The organism is Enterococcus sp. AZ101 (assembly GCF_050499005.1).
Lineage (GTDB): Bacteria > Bacillota > Bacilli > Lactobacillales > Enterococcaceae > Enterococcus_L > Enterococcus_L ureilyticus.
In genome coordinates, this window is sequence record NZ_JBMHEZ010000001.1 from 1,401,297 (window position 1) to 1,419,563 (window position 18,267).

The window sequence follows — 18,267 nt, forward strand, 5'->3', positions numbered from 1 at the left end:
CCTAGTAAAGGTTAAACAAATTGATAAAAGTGACGACTAGCTTGACTAGATGAAAAAAACGATAAGAAAGCAGAATCGCTCTGACTTTCTTATCGTTTCACATTATTTATAATCCAAGGAAGGGAGCCGGATTAACAAATCCACCCCATAAACTGGTTGAAATACTAAAGTGCAAATGAACTCCTGTAGAATTTCCAGTAGTGCCCATACCGCCTAATGTTTGACCAGCACTAACGTTTTGACCAGCGGCTACACTTAAGCTACTCATGTGTAAATAGTAAGAGTAGTAGCCATTATCATGTTTGATTACAACATGGTTGCCAGCCATACCACCATAATTTGCACTAACCACTTCACCAGATCGAGCGGCCATAATTGGCGTGCCACTTGCTCCGCCAAAATCAATACCATCATGGAATGAGCCAGAAATTCCGGTAGGGTCTTCACGACCACCAAATCCACTAGTAATGCTCATACCAGCTACAGGAGCAGACCAACCGCCAGATGATAATGAAGGAGTAGGTGCTTGTTGAGTATTATTCGTATTCGTCGTTGTATCGGGAACTGTAACAGCTTCTTCAGTTGTTTGTACAGGAGCCGATTGAACAGTTGTTTCGTCTCTTTTTGCTTGTTCGGCAGCTTGCTTTTCAGCAACAACTTTAGCCGCAGCTTCTTTTTTCTTTTCTTCAGCAATTGCTTTTAATTGGACTTCTTTTCTTTTTACAGCTTCATCTTTTTGTTTGACAAATTTATCCTTTTCAGCTGTTTCAGTAGCAAGACTTGCAGCAATTTCGTTGATTTTTACGTTTTGCTCAAGCTTCGCTTCGGCCAAAGCAGTTTCTTTTTCTTCAAGTTCTTCTGTTTTTTTCTCAAGAGTTGTTAGGGTTTCAGTTAATGAAACTTTCAGAGTATCCAGTTCCTTTTTATCCTCTTTTTGAGCCGTTAAGATGTCATTATTTGCTGTAACTAATGTATTCACAGCGATGGCTTTTGAAATAGCATCAGAAAAAGATTCAGCACTTAGTAACACAGTCAACATAGATTCTTGTTCATGGTTTGTTTGTGTTACTCTAGCTTGAGCTTGTAATTGCTCATTTCTTTTTTGAATTTTTGTTTCTAAATTCGCAATATCAGTATTTAACTGATTCATTTCTTTTTCATGCTTTTGTTTTTCAGAAAGAACAGCCTGATATTCTGTTTCGATCGTCGTAATCTCTTTTTCTAAAGTAGTTAGATAATCTTTCGCATCTTTTTCGGTCTTAATAATTTCGTCTATTTTCTTTGTTTGATTTTGGATTTTTTGATCGATATCTTCTGCTGATACGCTCATTGGTGCAGCGTGTACTAATAAAATAAATGACAGTGTAATCAGTAGTTTTTTCTTCAAGTGATGTTCCTCGCTTTTTTATTGATTATTTTAAACGTTTGACAGCTTAGATATTGTCTCCGTTCATCATCGTTTATGATACAAGACAAAGTATACCATAATTTTTTAAGAATAATTAGGCTTAAACTATCAGATCAATCAAAAAAATGAAATTTAAAATATGGCAATAATGGTAACATCTAATTGTAATATGCGAAACTTACTATTAATAAGAAAAAATAATTGTAATAGTTAAAAAAAAGCTTATTTTCGTTTTAAATATTATAATCAGCATAAAATTCATCAAGTAAATAGATGAGTTCTTTTTTTACCTGAGCATATTTTTTTGTCACTGTTTTCTCAGTTAATAGTTTACCTTGCTTAGGTTTTTTAATAGAACTGTTATAATCAATGGATTTCATTGTGTGTTTCGTTCTATAAACTATATCGTTAGTGATAACTTCTGATAATAAAGCAAAAATTTGTGGAACCTCTGGAAAAAGTTTACATGATTCTGATCGTTTTAATAAATCAAAGACTAAAAATAAGACAGAAGCGTTAATCTCTTTTTGGTTAGAATGATACAATAATTCTTCGATCATTGGTAAAAAGTCTGTTCTATAACGATCGTTTTGTTCGATTCTGTAAAGTGTGGAATCTTCAGAAATAAGGGAGAATTGTTCGGAAAGTTCTGATTGATAATTTATTTCAAATAAATCTGGGAATAGCTCGTTTGCAGTAGTCAGTATCTTTAAATCTTGGCTATAGCTGATCTTCTGTTTTTTTAGTGAGTGTATTAATAGTTCAAGCTGTTCATTCTCAAGTTGATGTTGTAAATTCGCTTCACTCAATAATTGTTTCACATAATCTTTGAACGCTCCATAGCGAATCCAATCGATTGTTGTGTTGCCAAGAATCGCAATTTTTTCTAATCTTTCTGGTTTAGGTAGATTATTTCCTTTTTCCCAGTTATTTACTGTGCTGGCACTTGCATTTCCTACTAAATTAGCAAAAAGAGCCATTGAGTACTTATGTTGATCTCGAATTTCTTTGATTCTTTTACCAGCTGCTTTTAAATCTATCTCCAAAATAATACCTCCTTGGTATGAATACTCTACGCTCGTCGTAAAGCTGACTAAAATTTCTTTCTTTTACTATATCATTATTTAAGAATAAATGTACCGTATTTATTTCAATTTGTTGTTGCAATAAATCGTTTGGAGTGATATGATTTTTATACCGAAATATATTCAATTATTTTTCTTTGTTTTATAAAATGAGAGTATAAGTAAATTTTACCACTAAGAAAATAAAAAAATAAGACCCAATAAATTTACTTTAGTCCATTAATTTCTTTTTTTAAAAATACCGAAAAACATTCATTATTTAAGGAGGAAAAGTACACATGAAAAAAATAGCTAAAATTGAGGAGCAAAAAAATCATCTTTTATATCAATTCTTGGTTAGACTGAATAATGAGATTCCTTACCAAGAAAATAAAGAAAGAATGGAAGAGACGTGTATTCAACAGTACAAGCTACTAGTCAACATGTCGTTTAGCGCAAATGTTTTATATAAAGGCTTAGATTATGCAAGCCATGTATATAATCATGTGGCAAAGATCGAATATACACGATTGTGCAAGATGATCATCAAAGAAGGCTTTGAGCAAAGTGTAACAGAAGACATACTAAAAAAGCTCAAAAAAACTCAAAATGAATTATTTCGTCATTCTCCCATTACTAAAGAGTCAGAAGGAATTGATATTTTTTATGGATTTACTGGTGGAAACCGTAAAAAATATAAAGCAAATCGAAAAGCAATCCAACAAATGTATAGTGAAATAAAACGAGAATCTGAAAAAAACGTGTATAAATATTTTAAGGAATCTTGTGTAAGAAAATATAGTAGGATTAAAGAAAAAAGAGATTATGCAATTTGGCTTTTTAAGAGTTATACTTGGCATTAATCAGAGTGACTTAATATAAAATACGCAAGAAATTTTTGTTTATATGAAATGAGTTACTTTATTTTTTCCAAATGCTAGATTGTGCTATGCTTAAAATGAGAGATTGGCTCTGACATAAATGAATTGAAAAGAAGGAAAGAAGGAATTTTAATGAAGAGGAACGATGAAGAACATAGTGATCATCAAATGCATAACTTGGAAAGTATGGATCACAGTACATTTGGGCATCAGTCGCATGAACATATGTCTAGTATGGATCATTCTATGCATATGGGGAATTTTAAACAAAAGTTCTGGTTTTCTTTAATTCTTGCTATACCGATTATTTTTATTTCACCAATGATGGGTGTGGATTTGTCTTTTCAGTTTACTTTCCCTGGTTCTGATTGGCTCGTCTTGGTTTTAGCATCAATTTTATTTTTTTATGGAGGGGAACCTTTTTTAAATGGTGCTAAGATGGAGCTGAAACAAAAAAGTCCAGCGATGATGACCTTGATCGCTATGGGTATTTCTGTCTCTTATTTTTATAGCGTGTACGCATTCATAATGAATAAGTTAATGCCGCAAAATCATATGATGGATTTTTTCTGGGAGTTGGCCACCTTGATTGTTATTATGTTGTTGGGTCATTGGATCGAGATGAATGCTATTTCCAATGCAAGTGATGCTTTGCAAAAGATGGCTGAACTGTTACCTAACACAGTGAAACGATTAAACAAAGACGGCAACGAGGAAGAGGTGGCATTGCAGCAAGTAAAAGAAAATGATCATTTAGTAGTCCGGGCGGGCGATAAAATACCAGCTGATGGTGTAATCATTAACGGTCAAACATCAGTGGACGAATCAATGGTTACAGGTGAGTCAAAAACTGTGACAAAAAATAAAGAGGATAAGGTTATCGGAGGTTCGGTTAACGGAAGTGGAACAATTGAAATAAGAGTAACAGGAACTGGCGAAACAGGCTATCTTTCAAAAGTTATGGGGATGGTAAAAAAAGCTCAGAGCGAAAAATCAAAACTTGAATCGTTATCAGATCGAGTGGCAAAGTGGTTGTTCTATATAGCATTCGCTGCGGGACTGTTCGCATTTTTTACTTGGCTGATCATCGATAGAGATGTAAGCATTGCCTTTGAACGAATGGTGACGGTCCTTATTATTGCTTGTCCCCATGCGCTAGGTTTAGCTATTCCTTTGGTTGTGGCACGTTCCACTTCAATTGCAGCAAAACATGGATTATTATTGAAAAACCGTAATGCCCTTGAACAAGCAAATGACATTCAATATGTTATGTTAGATAAGACAGGAACACTGACTGAAGGCAAATTTACTGTAACTGGGGTTGAAATGCTCAGCAAAGAGATGACTACACAAAAGGCCCTAAAATTGATCGGTGCCTTGGAAAATAATGCGAATCACCCATTAGCGATAGGCATCATGAAGTATATAAAAGAACAAGGAATTATACCAGACAAGGCAGAGAACCTTCAAAGTATTTCCGGCATTGGTTTAACAGGGATGGTCAACGGACAATCCGTAAAAATTGTGAATGAAAAAGAAGTGGATCGATTAAATTTTACCTTTGACCGTTTATTAAAACAAAGCTATCAAGAACAGGGAAATACCTTAAGTTATTTGATTGTTGAGGAGCAACTTGTGGCGTTGATTGCATTAGGAGACGTGGTAAAATCAGAAGCAAAGCAATTTATTACTGAGTTAAAAATACAAGGAATCGTTCCTATAATGTTAACAGGTGATAATAAAAAAGCAGCAGAATCAGTCGCTCATTACCTAGGGATTGATGAATTTCATGGAGAGTTATTGCCAGAAGATAAGGAGAAAATCATTCAAACATATATAAGCGAAGGCAAAAAAGTAATGATGGTTGGAGACGGAATTAATGATGCACCAAGTTTAGTTAGAGCGACAATCGGTGTTGCGATTGGGGCGGGAACTGATGTTGCAATTGATTCAGCTGATGTAGTCTTGACAGATAGTGATCCAAAAGATATTCTCCGTTTCCTAGATTTAGCCAAACAAACACGACGCAAAATGATTCAAAATCTTTGGTGGGGCGCTGGTTATAATATTATTGCGATTCCACTAGCGGCAGGGATTCTAGCACCATGGGGAATAATACTAAACCCAGCAGTTGGAGCAATCTTGATGTCTCTGAGCACTATAATAGTTGCAGCAAATGCTATGACTTTACGTATCCATAATTAAAAAAATGAAAAGTAATGAATAGTGCGTATATTTAATATGCCTATTCATTACTTTTTTTGTGAAAATGAGTGATAGAATAGAGGCTCATTTTTATGGCGGAGGTTTGGAATGGACTTTAAAGAAATCCTTGATTTTGAATCAATCAAGTTACTTAACCTGTTTAATGTACTCAAATCAAATGAGAATAGTTGTTCATTAAAACAACTTTCAAATGAAGTAGGAATCAATTCAAAAACGATCCAAAGATCATTGGTCAAATTACAAAAATTATTCAAACGATATCAATTGGATCAGCATTTAACCATTTGTGCTAATTCAAAAAAATATATTTACTTAAAAAAAGACAATGCACATTATGTAGAAACGTTTTTAGTTCGCTATTTAAGCAATCTACCTGAGATTGTTTTTCTGAAAGCAATTATCGAAGAGGAGAATATTTTAATGAAACAATTAGCAGAAAGATCGCTGATTGGTGAGTCAAGTATGAGAAAACGTATGAAAAAGATCAACGAGTGGCTTAAAAAATTTAATATTCAGTTGACACGAGGAACGTACGAATTTAAAGGAAATGAGGAACAGATAAGAGCGATGATTTTCCATTTTTACTGGTTTGTTTATCAAGGGACGGAAACGAAGTTTTTACTTAATGGGAAAAATCGAAGCAAATGCCTAACAGAACAATTCATTTTATTTTTTCAAATACAAATAAATGATCTTCAAAAAAAAGGTCTTTATCGAATGATTCAAATTGCAAGCTGGCGTTATCAAAAAGGGAACAAAGTTCAGATAAGAACTAACTGGAAGCAATATATTGAAAATAGTTCTATTTTCTTGAAATTTATGAAGGCAATGAGAATGGAACAAATGACGAAGCACTTGCCTTTTGAAGAATTAGCTTATTTGTATTTAATTTCTCAAGCATATTTTTTTCAGTACTATGAATCACGCATACAGGCCTATATTATTGAAGAGCATTATTTAAGGCAGACATCTTGTTTTTATAAAACATTGATTGCAGCACACAAATTTAGACGAGTCTTTTGGAATAATAATTTCACCTATTCAATGGAAAGCGTTAATGCATTTTTAGGATTCCATTTACATTATGAATTAGTTTCAAATATTTCATTTGAAAGGAATCAGCCAATTAAAGCTCTCCAAGAATGCTATCCTAGCTTTTCAAGTAAACTTGAAGAAGGGATAAGTGAGTTGGTAAAAGAGTCCCCGTGTTATCGCAATATACCAAAAGAATCTTTATTCCATCGGTATTTTATGATTTTAAGTTCTCGTATTCCACCTGTTTATAATGAGAAAAAAATTGTGGTCTGTTTGATGACGGATTTACCACTTGAAATCGAAACGCAACTAGGAAAGAGAATTAATACTTTTTTTCTTAACAAATTCAATTTAGCTGTTATTTATGCCAGAATTTCTAGAAACATCTCATACTCAGATATCATTTTAACAACAGTCCTTTGTCAGGAAGTGGAGCAAAAGTACAATTTACCAACCTTACTTATTGAGCCAGAATTTTCTGAGGAGGGATTTATTAAAATTGAAAAGATATTAAAAAAAGTTAGAAAATGAAACCCTTTCATAAAAATGTGTTAAACTAAAATAGTCAATATAATTTGAGGAGGTTTTCTAGTGAAAAAAATTCAATTTGGAACAAGCGATTTACAAGTAGCATCGGTTATTCTCGGCTGTATGAGAATGAATGGCGCTGAAAATCCTAGAGAGATTATAGAAACTGCATATGAAAATGGGATCGATTTTTTTGATCATGCAGATATTTATGGTGGAGGAGAATGCGAAACTATTTTTGGAAAAGCGTTGAAAGAAACATCGATTAAAAGAGAAGATATCATTATCCAGACAAAATGTGGTATTCGTAAAGGAATGTTCGACTTTTCCAAAGAGCATATCGTAGGGTCAGTTGAAAACAGTTTGAAGCGTTTAGATGTTGAGTATGTAGATGCCTTATTATTACACAGACCAGACACACTAGTAGAACCTGAAGAAGTTGCAGCAGCTTTTGACCAGTTAGAAGCACAAGGAAAAGTAAAATATTTTGGTGTTAGCAATCAAAAACCCATGCAAATCGATTTATTGAAAAAGACAGTGAAGCAGCCACTACAAGTGAATCAATTGCAATTTGGGATCAAACATACAGGAATGATTGATCAAGGAATCCATGTGAACATGACAGATGAACCGAGTACTGACAGAGATGGAAGTCTCTTAGATTATTCACGATTGAATCAGATGACAATTCAAGCATGGTCGCCTTATCAATATGGTTTCTTTGAAGGGGTATTCATTGGAAATGAGAAATTCTCAGAATTAAACAGCGTTTTAGATCGAATTGCGGCAAATCATAATTGCACAGCCACTGGCTTAGCTACTGCTTGGATTTTAAGACATCCTGCAAACATGCAAGTTATTGCTGGAAGTATGAATAAAGAGCGAATTAAAGAAATTGCAAAAGCTTCTGAGATTGTATTAAACAGAGAAGAATGGTATGAAATCTATTGTGCAGCTGGAAATATTTTACCTTGATGAGAATGTTTTTGAACAAATCAGCAGTTACTGATTCTGTTGAATAATAAAGAATTAAGATGATGGTCATTAAAAAAGTTACACTTTAGAAATGTTTCGTTCATATATTTTTCACATTTACCTTGTAGTATAAAGACATAGAAGAAAGAGACAATAGTTACAAAAAATCAATTTCATTTGTGTGAACTCCTAATTGACCCCCTCTGAGTGTGCAGAGAGGGTTTTCTTTTTGTTTTAATTACTAGTCTAAGGTATTTTATGATAAATTGTTAGCTTTAACCAAATGAAAGGAATCAAAAATAACAAGTCTATTCTAACTATTAAAGAAAGAAATATTACCTAACGTAATGTTTCATTTTTCTCACTTGCCATATACCAAAGGCAATGACTGTTGTCTCCACAAAGATACCAATTAAATCAGACACTGTTAGAGTCTTCTGTAAGAATATATTGATAATTGTACACAAAAAAACGTAAATAAAATTACACTTGTTCGTCTTTGAGTTAAGTCTTGACCTAATTTTTTCAAAATTATTCCTGCTCTCCATTGTATTGAATCGTTATAGTCAAATACATTTTTTATTTTATCAAAGAAGCTAATGAAAGAAAAGAGCATTAAAAAATGTCCAACAGAAAGATTGACCTACTATAAAAATAAATTCAAGGCGATTAACTTAACTAAAATGTTCTTATTTTTAAAGTATTTAAGAGCGTGTTGCACTTAATTTAATAATTCTAATAGACTTTACGAACTTTAGTTCCTTCCTACTGCAAAGTTACCAAATTTTTGTTAGAATAGATAGGAAACCAGTTTGCTTAAGATGAGGAGATAAAAGAATGACAAAAAATAAATTATTATTAGTTGATGGAAACAGCGTGGCGTTTCGAGCATTTTTTGCTTTACACAATTCCTTAGAACGTTTTAAAAATAAAAATGGGTTACATACAAATGCGGTTTATGCGTTTAATAATATGTTTGAAAATGTTATGACAAAAGAAAAACCAACTCATGTTTTAGTCGCATTTGATGCAGGGAAAACCACATTTCGGACCGAATTTTACCCAGAATATAAAGCAGGACGTTCAAAAACACCTGGAGAATTTAAAGAGCAGATGCCTTACATTCGTGAATTGTTAACTGGTTTAGGTGTAAAATATTATGAATTAGATAATTATGAAGCAGATGACATCATTGGAACATTAGCGACTAAAGTACCTAAGGACCAATTTGATGTGGTCGTCTTATCAGGTGATCGAGATTTGACTCAGTTAGCAACAGATTCAGTAAAAGTAGATATTACGATCAAAGGTGTCAGTGATTTAGAATCCTATACACCAGAGCATGTAGCTGAAAAATATGATGGGTTGACCCCCAGTCAAATTATCGATATGAAAGGTTTAGCCGGAGATACTTCAGATAATATCCCTGGGGTAACAAAAATTGGTGAGAAGACAGCTATTAAATTGTTAAAAGAATTCGGTTCAGTTGAGGGCGTTTATGAAAACATCGATAGCTTGAAGCAAAGCAAAATGAAAGAGAATTTGATTAACGACAAAGAACAAGCTTTTATGTCAAAGCGCTTAGCGACGATCAATATCGATTCTCCAGTTGAAATCAATATTGATGAACTAAAATATGAAGGAAAAGACTTAGAAAAATTGATTCCTTTCTATAAAGAAATGGAATTCAAACAAATGCTAAGCAAATTGAATGTTGAAGAAGAAGTAGTTGAGCTAGAAGATGTTCATTTTGATGTGGTAGATACATTCACAGAAGAAATGTTTACCGATGATATGGCCTTATATGTTGAAATGTTGGAAGATAATTACCATACTTCACCGATTGTAGGTGTTGCGTGGGGAACAAGGAACAAAGTATACACAACAAACAGTTTAGAATTATTTGAAAGCAAACCATTTGTTGATTGGCTGTTATCAGAAAAATATAAAAAAATAGTGTACGATGCAAAACGTACCTATGTGTCTCTTAACCGCTACGTTGGGAAACCTCAAGGTATTACGTTTGATGTCTTATTAGCTGCTTATTTATTAGATACAAATGATAACAATGCGGATATTGAGGGTGTAGCGCAGCACTATGGTTATACTGATATCCACTCGGATGAATCAGTTTATGGAAAAGGTGCGAAAAAAGGCTTACCACAAGATGATGAGGCTTTTTTCAGCCATCTTGCACGGAAAGTCAACGCTATTCATTTTCTATCTGAAAAACTAGATGCAGAATTAGTTGAAAAGAATCAAGCTGACCTATTCTATAAAATGGAACTACCGCTCTCAAAAATATTGGGTGATATGGAAATCACAGGTATTCGTGTGGATGCGAATCGATTGAAAGAAATGCGTATCGAATTTTCAGATCGACTACGTGAAATCGAACAAAAAATATATGCAGAAGCTGGCGAAGAATTCAATTTGAATTCACCTAAACAATTGGGCGTGATTTTATTTGAAAAAATGGGTCTACCTGTTATTAAAAAAACAAAGACTGGCTATTCAACCGCAGTTGACGTGCTGGAACAATTAAAAGAGCAAGCACCGATCGTCGAAGATATTTTGGTCTATCGTCAAATCGCCAAAATCCAATCAACCTATGTTGAGGGGCTATTAAAAGTGATTCAACCTGATGACAAGATCCACACACGCTATGTTCAAACATTGACTCAAACAGGACGTTTGAGTTCAGTTGATCCTAACTTACAAAATATTCCAATCCGTTTAGAAGAAGGACGGAAAATTCGTCAAGCTTTTGTACCGAGAGAAAATGATTGGTTGATTTTTTCATCCGATTATTCTCAAATTGAACTACGTGTTTTAGCACACATTTCAGATGATCAACATTTGAAAGAAGCTTTTATTGAAGGTCAAGATATTCACTCTAGCACAGCTATGCGTGTTTTTGGTATTGAAAAACCGGAAGATGTAACACCGAATATGCGTCGCCAAGCAAAAGCTGTAAATTTTGGCATAGTTTACGGAATCAGTGATTATGGGTTGTCGCAAAACCTTGGTATTACTAGAAAGCAAGCACAAGAATATATTGACACGTATTTTGAAAAATATCCTGGTGTGAAAAAGTATATGGAAGCTATTGTTCGGGATGCTAAAGATAAAGGATTTGTAGAAACGTTATATAATCGCCGCCGTTATTTACCAGATATCAATTCACGTAATTTTAATTTACGTTCATTTGCAGAGCGGACAGCGATTAATACACCGATTCAGGGAAGTGCTGCGGATATTTTGAAAATTGCAATGATCAACATGCAAAAACGTTTGAAAGAAGAAAATATGCAAGCAACAATGCTATTGCAAGTACATGATGAACTTGTTTTTGAAGCACCTGAATCTGAGTTAGAAAAATTAAATGACTTAGTTAAAGATGTGATGGAAAATGCTGTTGCTTTACACGTACCGTTGCTAACGGATAGTAGTTGGGGCAAAACATGGTATGACGCTAAATAGATAAGGCAATAAAATAAGTGGAAAAGACTGACTAAACGACAATGTTAAAAACATTGCTGTGTTGGTTTCAGTCTTTTTTTCTAAAGGAGCGATGAAAGGTGCCTGAATTACCAGAAGTTGAAACAGTCAGAAAAGGGTTAGAAAAATTAGTCGTTGGAAAAACCATCAAAGAAGTAACTGTTTTATGGCCAAGGATCATCGAAACACCAGAAGTTGATGTTTTTGCACAACAATTGATCGGGCAAACAATTGAAAACATGGAGCGTCGTGGCAAGTTTTTGATTTTTAAATTAACAAACTATGATTTGATCTCTCATTTGCGAATGGAAGGAAAGTATGAAACCCATGATCCGCAGAATGACCGAAATAAGCATACTCACGTTATTTTTACATTCACTGATGAAACAGAATTAAGATACTTAGATGTGCGTAAATTTGGTAGGATGACTTTAGTAGAAAAAAATCAAGCAGGGCTATATAAAGGGATTTTAGCTCTAGGTCCTGAGCCTGTCCCTTCTCAATTTAAATTATCAGAATTCCGCACAGGTCTAAAGAAGCATCATAAGGCAATCAAGCCATTATTATTGGATCAGCGTCTAGTGACAGGGTTGGGCAATATTTATGTAGATGAGGCACTGTGGGAATCGAAGGTCCATCCTGAGCAGCCAGCAGACACCTTAAAAGCCAAAGAAATTGAGCGCTTATATCATGCGATCATTGACGTTCTCGGTCGTGCGGTTGAGGCTGGTGGAACAACAATTCGAAGCTATCTAAATGCTCTCGGAGAAGCTGGAACGTTTCAAATTTCTTTAAATGTTTACGGTCAAACAGAAAAGCCTTGCTCGAGATGTGGGACACCGATTAAAAAAATCAAGGTTTCTCAACGAGGAACGCATTTTTGTCCAAAATGTCAAACCTTGAAAGTGAGGAATTGATGGATGGGTCTGATATTAGGTTTAACTGGAGGTATTGCTACAGGGAAAAGTACGGTTGTTAATGTATTTAAAAATTTAGGTTTCCCCATCGTGGATGCGGATATTATAGCAAGAGAAGTTGTTGAGCCTGGAAGCATCGGACTGGCTGAGATTGTTTCGGTTTTCGGAACAAATATTATCAATTCTGATGGTTCATTAAACAGAAAAAAGCTAGGTGTACTTATATTTTCCGATGCACAAAAAAGAAAAATACTCAATAAAATTCTGTCTCCATTTATAAAAGAAAGAATCTTAGCTGAAATCGAATCAAAAAAAGATAAAGCATCGTTAATAATCGTTGATATACCATTACTTTATGAAGGCGGTTATGACAAATTTGTCGATCAAGTGGCTGTCGTGTATATTCCAGAAAAGCTCCAGTTACTTCGCTTGATGAAAAGAGATCATCTAAGTGAAAATGAAGCTTTGCAACGAATCCAAAGCCAATTATCGATTGAAGAAAAGAAAAAAAATGCGGATATTGTTTTTGATAATCAAGAAAATATTGAAAAAACAAAAAAGTTAATTGAAGCATGGGTTTCTGAAAAAAACTTTTAAGTAGATGATAAGTTCTCTATCTATTTTATGTTTTTTTAAATAGCAGTAATTATAAAGCGATGAATAAATCTTATTGTCGCTTTTTTTGATTTTTTTAATAAAAAAAGAAAAATGAATATGTTTTATATTGGAATTTTCATTATTTATTCCAACTCTTTCTTTTTGAATACCAGGATTAAATGAGCATTAATTTATCGTGGAACTATTACTAGATGTATGGCTTCTCAAGCATTTCATGTTATAATATAGATACGTAAATAATGTATATTATAAAATATAAGATAAACGAGGTGAACACTATGCGTTGTCCAAGATGTCATCATAATAATTCTCGAGTGATCGATAGTCGTCAAGCAGATGATGGACGTGCAATTCGTCGTCGCAGAGAATGTGAAAATTGCAATTACCGTTTTACAACCTTCGAACGAATTGAAGCGGCGCCATTGTTAGTCATCAAGAAAAATGGGGATCGAGAAGAATTTAATAGAGAGAAAGTTTTACGCGGATTGATTCGCTCTGCTGAAAAACGACCTGTTGCTATGGAACAAATGGAGCAAATCGTCGATAATGTTGAAAATCGAGTACGTAGTTTAGGTGAAAACGAAGTCTCAACGACGTTAGTCGGAGAATATGTTATGGAAGATTTAGTTAATCTAGATGAGATTGCTTATATTCGATTTGCCAGTGTTTACCGTCAGTTCAAAGATATGAGTGTATTCCTAAAAGAATTGCAGGATATCGTAGACAAAGCGAAATCATCAAGTGACGATGCAACAAATGAATAAGGAGGTCTTTCCTTGAAAGACAATTGGAAAGAAGTCCATCCTAAAAGTATATTTCAAGCGGCGATTGCTTGTCCGCTTTCTAATCAGGAACAAGAGATATTGACCCTTTTATACCAACCTATTATCGGTGTGGATGCCTTTGGTTTATATCTAACACTGTTATCTGAAGCTGAAAAAACTGGGATTAGTGAGTCGCTGTTTCACGCAGAATTGATTACGATAATGGATAAGAGTATTAAACAAATTCAATTGGCTAGAAAGAAATTAGAAGGCATTGGTTTATTAAGTACTTTTGTAAAAAATGATGCTGAACTGGGGACTTTGTTTTTATATCGTTTGAACCATCCTGAAACAGCAGAACGTTTTTTTAAAGATGAAGTATTATCGCTAACACTTTTAAACAGTGTAGGTCAGCGGAAATTAGATAAATTATTTGATCGGTTCAAACCAAAGTTCATTAATTTGAACGGTTTTGAAGAAATTTCGGTAGGCTTTAAAGATGCTTATCTATTTAAAGAAGAACAAATTGTGGCACAAAGCAACCAATTAAGTCAAATGGAGCAAGCTTTTGAGGATCCACGTCCAGCACAGAAAATAAGTGCAGTCAGTGAACAATTTGATTGGTCCTATTTTATACAAGGAATCGAAAAACTGGGTATCAAATTACCAGATAATCATGTTGGTTTTAAAGAAGAAGTTTTTGTTTTTCATAATTTATTTGGAATTACAGAACTAGACATGATCGATTTCTGTTCTAAATCATTTGACTATTATACAGGAAAAATTGACACAAAAGAATTTGAGCGTGCGGTCTATAGGACCTATGATCCTGATAAAAAACAAAAAACAAGTCAGTTTCAAAAAAATGAGACAGTTGATTTATCAGCTGAAGATCAACAAACATACCGTTACAATTCATTAAAAATGAATGGCTTTTCAATGCAAGATATTCAGATGATCATGGACAGTGAGAACAATTTTCCGCTAAACTATTTGGAAGCATTGAAAAATGAGCGTGGCGGCTATACGACTCCACAAGAACGCTCTTTAGTTAAATATTTAGTCAGCAAATCAGGCTTGCCAAACAGTGTGATCAATGTCTTGATCAACTATGTTTATAATATTCAAAAGCAACCAACATTGAAAGCCGATTATGTGAATCGAATCGCAAACGAATGGGCTCAAAGTGGCATTTTTTCTCCAGAAAAAGCAATTGATCATGTACGAGAAATTGCTAAAAAAGGCAAAGAACAAAAGCAAACAAGACAGCGCTATGGTCAAAATAATCGACCAATTCGCCAAGAAACATTACCAGATTGGGTTGACAATCCAGTTGAGGAGCAAAAATTATCTAAAGAAGAGCAGGCGCGATTGGATAAAGAAATACAAGATTTCTTAAGCAAAGGAGGCGATAATTAATGGAAGATGTAGGGAAAGAAATGTCAAAAATCATTCAAAACAGAGACATGAACGAACGGTACAATGAGTTAGTTGAAGTTGTATTGAAAGATACGGATGTTCAACAATTTATTCAGGAAAACCGTGAACGTTTGTCAGATGATGATATTCGAAAAAGTTATTCAAAACTATATGAATTTGTTCAAGAAAAACGTAAATATAATTTGAATGATCCAACAATGATCGCACCCGGATATGAGCCAAAACTAACCTTGAATTTCCATTATATCGATGTCACTTATGTGCCGACAGAAGCTCTGATTGCTAAGCAAAAAGAAGATGAAATTCGTAAACGAGTTCGGGCCATGGATATGCCAAAAGATGTGCGAGAAGCGAACCTAAGTAGATTTGATACAGCATCTCAAGGTCGTGCTCAAGCGATGGCCGAAACAATGAAATTTCTAAATGAATACACTTCTAATCCAAAAGAATTTCATAAAGGACTTTATTTACAAGGGACATTTGGTGTAGGGAAATCTTTTCTACTAGGTGCAATTGCCAACAGCTTAGCTGAACGGGGATTCGTTACAACGATTGTTCATTTTCCAACCTTTACTGTCGAAATGAAACAAGCAATCGGCAAAGATATGGTAGGCCCAAAATTGGATACCGTTAAAAAGTCCCCTGTTTTGATGATTGATGATTTAGGTGCGGAATCAATGACGTCTTGGATTCGAGATGATGTGCTTAGTGTGATTTTACAATATCGGATGCAAGAACAATTAGTGACTTTTTTTTCATCGAATCTAAATTTAAAGGATTTAGAAAAGCACTTGACCGTGACTCAGCGTGGGGAACAAGAGCCGTTGAAGGCTCGTCGAATCATGGAGCGGATTCGTTATTTAGCACAAGAAATTACGATGTCAGGCAATGACCGGAGAAATGGTTAAAGGTGGTCAGACTACTACAGCTTTTATGGAAGCCATGTGGTTGAGATGTAACTCGAAGAGTTCTGTCTCAATCATTTTTTACTTTTTTAAGAGAACTAAGGATGATATTAGACTGGAATCAAAAATATAGCTTATAATTAGATATCAATAATGGAGGGATATCCTATGAAAAAAATCACATTGGCAGTGCTAACTATCATTACATTGATTTCTTTAGGAGCATGTACGAAAAATAGCCATGATTCTGCAAAAGGAAGTGAAGAAACATCTATGAGTAGTAAACAAAATCAAGTGACAGATGAAACATCTCATAACGTGGAACAAGAACAAGCAAAATCAGTATTTATAGCCACTTTAATGGAAGATGCTAGGAGAAACGAGACGGTAGACAAATCTCTACGTTTGGTTTTAAATGAAGTTGAAGTAATTGAAGATCCAGAAAAAATAATCGGTATGATGAAAAATGATGGCGTAATCTTAAATGTATCAAATGAACAATTGGCAGATGGTATTACTGAAAATGATTTGAAAAAGGGAGATAAAATTCAATTTACCTTAGTTGGTTTACCTGCCATGACAATGTCGATCCCACCTCAAGTAGTTGGTAATTCAGTAGTCAAAGTTGAAAAAAATTAATCTATCAAAAATCACTGTAAAAAACGCTCTATTCAAGTATTTTTTGACAGTGATTTTTTGATTTTGTAGTGAAACGATTATTGCTTATTCAAAAAATAAACGGAAAAACATTGACATTTGTTTTGTGATGGTGGTATAGTTCTTTCTGTAAGACAACTAAATAGATTTGTTAGGTGAGGCTCCTATACAAACACAGGCTACTGCCCAAAAACATCGAGAGATGCCAATGGGTAGAACAGGGATTGTCGATTACAAGGCTTTTCATAAGGTAGCTAAAAGCTCTGCTTTTTACGTTGTATAGTGCCAAAACTCAACGATTAGATCATGCAGGCTTTTTTTTGTACGCCTATTTATGACCTTCCGCTGAGTTTTTGGCGGAAGGTTTTTTGCTGTGAAACACTGCGATTGCCATTGGCAGAGCAGATGTTGAACAGTACTTGTCGATCGAAGAGAGAGAAGTGCCCGACGTACTGAAACCCAACGATTGCCATTGGCAGAGCAGATGTTGAACAGTACTTGTCGATCGAAGAGAGAGAAGTGCCCGACGTACTGAAACCCAACGATTGCCATTGGCAGAGCAGATGTTGAACAGTACTTGTTGATCGAAGAGAGAGACGTAACGAGCTGAAAACAAACAAATCGAAGAAAGGGGAAAGCCTATGCATTTTTAATTAATATTGTTGCGAGTATCTTTGCAGGAATGATCATCGGTGCGGAAAGACAATGGCGAAAAAAGTTGGCTGGTATGAGAACGATGACTTTGGTAACGTTTGGTTCATGTCAGTTCGTTTCGCTATCATCGCTGATTCAAGATGACAATAGTCCAACACGAATTGCGGCTCAAGTCGTCAGTGGTATTGGGTTTCTTGCCGGGGGAGTGATTTTACGAGAAGGATTTAGCGTAACTGGCATCAATACCGCAGCAACATTATGGTGTTCAGCAGCTGTGGGCAGTATGATTGGTGCTGGATTTGTAACAGAAGGCGTAGTTTGTGCTGTTATCTTAATGTTAGTGAACATCCTGTTGAGAAATTTATCTTTCAAAATAGATGATTATACAGTTCAAAGAGAAGACGATCAAACAGAGACAATTCATTATCTTTCTGTTATTGCTAGTAACAGCAGTGAAGTCATGCTTAGAACTGAGATTATCCAGTTGTTAGATAAGTACTGTCTAACATTCACTAAATTTTCTTGTACAGATTTAGCTGGAAAAAAAGTCCGGTTGTTTTTGGAAATTGAGGCTACAAGAAATGGTAGTCTAGTAATCAATACGATTATTTCTGAGTTGTCTCAGCTTTCAGAAGTTATAGAAATCAATCAAATGACTAACTAAAAGAACGGAGGAATCAAGATGGTAAAACAG

At 34.5% G+C, this 18,267-nt stretch carries 14 protein-coding genes and 1 riboswitch; of the genes, 12 read left to right on the forward strand and 2 right to left on the reverse strand.

Annotation, left to right across the window (positions count from 1 at the left end):
* Positions 1-106: 106 nt before the first annotated feature.
* Positions 107-1,387 (reverse strand): murein hydrolase activator EnvC family protein, encoded by a 1,281-nt coding sequence (locus IGJ50_RS06670; protein ID WP_429949571.1) that lies wholly within the window; start codon positions 1,385-1,387, stop codon positions 107-109.
* A gap of 254 nt (positions 1,388-1,641) precedes the next feature.
* Positions 1,642-2,454 carry a helix-turn-helix domain-containing protein gene (locus IGJ50_RS06675; protein ID WP_429949573.1) on the reverse strand — a complete coding sequence of 271 codons (813 nt, stop codon included), beginning with the start codon at positions 2,452-2,454 and terminating at the stop codon, positions 1,642-1,644.
* Positions 2,455-2,771: 317 nt separating this feature from the next.
* Between IGJ50_RS06675 and IGJ50_RS06680 the strand changes: the two genes are divergently transcribed.
* From IGJ50_RS06680 to IGJ50_RS06735, 12 genes are all read left to right on the forward strand, one after another.
* On the forward strand, positions 2,772-3,335 hold the full coding sequence (locus IGJ50_RS06680; protein WP_207121312.1) for a hypothetical protein: 564 nt from the start codon (positions 2,772-2,774) through the stop codon (positions 3,333-3,335).
* 186 nt (positions 3,336-3,521) lie between these two features.
* Positions 3,522-5,558: a heavy metal translocating P-type ATPase gene (locus tag IGJ50_RS06685; RefSeq protein WP_429950040.1), complete on the forward strand. Its 2,037-nt coding sequence runs from the start codon at positions 3,522-3,524 to the stop codon at positions 5,556-5,558.
* Between the two features lie 108 nt (positions 5,559-5,666).
* Positions 5,667-7,145, forward strand: a complete 1,479-nt coding sequence (locus IGJ50_RS06690; protein ID WP_069639971.1) for a helix-turn-helix domain-containing protein — start codon at positions 5,667-5,669, stop codon at positions 7,143-7,145.
* Positions 7,146-7,205: 60 nt separating this feature from the next.
* Positions 7,206-8,117, forward strand: a complete 912-nt coding sequence (locus IGJ50_RS06695; protein ID WP_429949576.1) for an aldo/keto reductase — start codon at positions 7,206-7,208, stop codon at positions 8,115-8,117.
* Positions 8,118-8,954: 837 nt separating this feature from the next.
* The gene (polA, locus tag IGJ50_RS06700) at positions 8,955-11,600 is read left to right on the forward strand and encodes a DNA polymerase I (protein ID WP_429949578.1); all 2,646 of its coding nucleotides are present in this window, start codon (positions 8,955-8,957) and stop codon (positions 11,598-11,600) included.
* A 98-nt stretch (positions 11,601-11,698) separates the two neighbouring features.
* Positions 11,699-12,535, forward strand: coding sequence for a DNA-formamidopyrimidine glycosylase (gene mutM, locus IGJ50_RS06705; RefSeq protein ID WP_429949580.1), 837 nt, complete (start codon positions 11,699-11,701; stop codon positions 12,533-12,535).
* Positions 12,536-12,538: 3 nt separating this feature from the next.
* On the forward strand, positions 12,539-13,132 hold the full coding sequence (gene coaE / locus IGJ50_RS06710; RefSeq protein ID WP_069639976.1) for a dephospho-CoA kinase: 594 nt from the start codon (positions 12,539-12,541) through the stop codon (positions 13,130-13,132).
* Between the two features lie 299 nt (positions 13,133-13,431).
* Complete coding sequence (gene nrdR, locus IGJ50_RS06715) at positions 13,432-13,917, forward strand: transcriptional regulator NrdR (RefSeq protein WP_069639977.1); 486 nt, start codon at positions 13,432-13,434, stop codon at positions 13,915-13,917.
* A 12-nt stretch (positions 13,918-13,929) separates the two neighbouring features.
* Positions 13,930-15,336, forward strand: a complete 1,407-nt coding sequence (locus IGJ50_RS06720) for a replication initiation and membrane attachment family protein (RefSeq protein ID WP_429949583.1) — start codon at positions 13,930-13,932, stop codon at positions 15,334-15,336.
* On the forward strand, positions 15,336-16,265 hold the full coding sequence (gene dnaI, locus IGJ50_RS06725; RefSeq protein ID WP_429949585.1) for a primosomal protein DnaI: 930 nt from the start codon (positions 15,336-15,338) through the stop codon (positions 16,263-16,265). The genes IGJ50_RS06720 and dnaI overlap by 1 nt, the downstream gene beginning before the upstream one ends.
* Before the next feature lie 165 nt (positions 16,266-16,430).
* Positions 16,431-16,901 carry a hypothetical protein gene (locus IGJ50_RS06730; protein ID WP_429949587.1) on the forward strand — a complete coding sequence of 157 codons (471 nt, stop codon included), beginning with the start codon at positions 16,431-16,433 and terminating at the stop codon, positions 16,899-16,901.
* A gap of 158 nt (positions 16,902-17,059) precedes the next feature.
* A riboswitch (M-box (ykoK) riboswitch) is annotated at positions 17,060-17,230 on the forward strand.
* A 359-nt stretch (positions 17,231-17,589) separates the two neighbouring features.
* Positions 17,590-18,237 (forward strand): MgtC/SapB family protein, encoded by a 648-nt coding sequence (locus IGJ50_RS06735; RefSeq protein WP_429950042.1) that lies wholly within the window; start codon positions 17,590-17,592, stop codon positions 18,235-18,237.
* Positions 18,238-18,267: the final 30 nt, after the last annotated feature.

What these genes read in the sequence shown, in the direction of transcription:
- IGJ50_RS06685 (WP_429950040.1), top strand. Translation starts at nt 3,522, where the DNA reads ATGCATAACTTGGAAAGTATGGATCACAGTACATTTGGGCATCAGTCG.
- IGJ50_RS06690 (WP_069639971.1), top strand. Translation starts at nt 5,667, where the DNA reads ATGGACTTTAAAGAAATCCTTGATTTTGAATCAATCAAGTTACTTAAC.
- nrdR (WP_069639977.1), top strand. Translation starts at nt 13,432, where the DNA reads ATGCGTTGTCCAAGATGTCATCATAATAATTCTCGAGTGATCGATAGT.
- dnaI (WP_429949585.1), top strand. Translation starts at nt 15,336, where the DNA reads ATGGAAGATGTAGGGAAAGAAATGTCAAAAATCATTCAAAACAGAGAC.
- coaE (WP_069639976.1), top strand. Translation starts at nt 12,539, where the DNA reads ATGGGTCTGATATTAGGTTTAACTGGAGGTATTGCTACAGGGAAAAGT.
- IGJ50_RS06680 (WP_207121312.1), top strand. Translation starts at nt 2,772, where the DNA reads ATGAAAAAAATAGCTAAAATTGAGGAGCAAAAAAATCATCTTTTATAT.
- IGJ50_RS06730 (WP_429949587.1), top strand. Translation starts at nt 16,431, where the DNA reads ATGAAAAAAATCACATTGGCAGTGCTAACTATCATTACATTGATTTCT.
- polA (WP_429949578.1), top strand. Translation starts at nt 8,955, where the DNA reads ATGACAAAAAATAAATTATTATTAGTTGATGGAAACAGCGTGGCGTTT.